The 595-nt window shown below is 62.9% G+C and carries 1 protein-coding gene; it reads right to left on the bottom strand.

The window, feature by feature from the left end:
* Positions 1 to 53: 53 nt before the first annotated feature.
* Positions 54 to 595 (bottom strand): ribonucleotide-diphosphate reductase subunit beta (locus tag GY769_04175; GenBank protein MCP4201111.1); only part of this gene is annotated, 542 nt, incomplete at its 5' end.

Here is a 595-nt window from a genome sequence, read left to right as displayed (position 1 = left end):
GCGAAGACTTTCTGTTGCGCCTGGTGCCCGGGCAGCCGCTGCCCTGACGTTCCTCAATCCCAATCCAACGACGCCCCGATCTGGTACTCGGTCACCCGGGTCTCGAAGAAGTTTTTCTCCTTCGACAGGTCGGTGGCCTGGGACATCCAGGGGAAGGGGTTGTCGCGGTGGTAGCGCTTGGGCAGGCCGAGGCGGGCGAGGCGGCGGTCGGCGATGTACTCGACGTATTCGGCGAACTGGTCGGCGTTGATGCCCAGCAGGCCCTCGGGGCAGGCGTCGTAGGCGTAGCGCTGCTCCAAGGCGACGGACTTGTCGATCAGCTGCTCGATCTCGGCGCGGAATTCCTTGGTCCAGGCCTCGGGAAACTCGACTTTGATGGTGTTGATCAGGTCGCAGCCGAAGGCCAGATGGATGGACTCGTCGCGCATGATGTACTCGAACTGCTCGCCGATGCCGACCATCTTGTTCTGGCGCTTGAGGGCCAGCTTCATGGCGAAGCCGGCGTAGAAGAAGATGCCCTCCATGATGACGTAGAAGCCGACCAGGTCGCGCAGGAAGCGCTGGATGTTCTCGGTGCCCTCGGTGGTGAAGTGGG

The organism is bacterium, from assembly GCA_024224155.1.
In the GTDB taxonomy this organism is placed as follows: Bacteria; Acidobacteriota; Thermoanaerobaculia; order Multivoradales; family JAHEKO01; genus CALZIK01.
The sequence above is the reverse complement of the archived record's forward strand: the minus strand, read 5'-3'. Positions and strand labels throughout refer to the sequence as shown.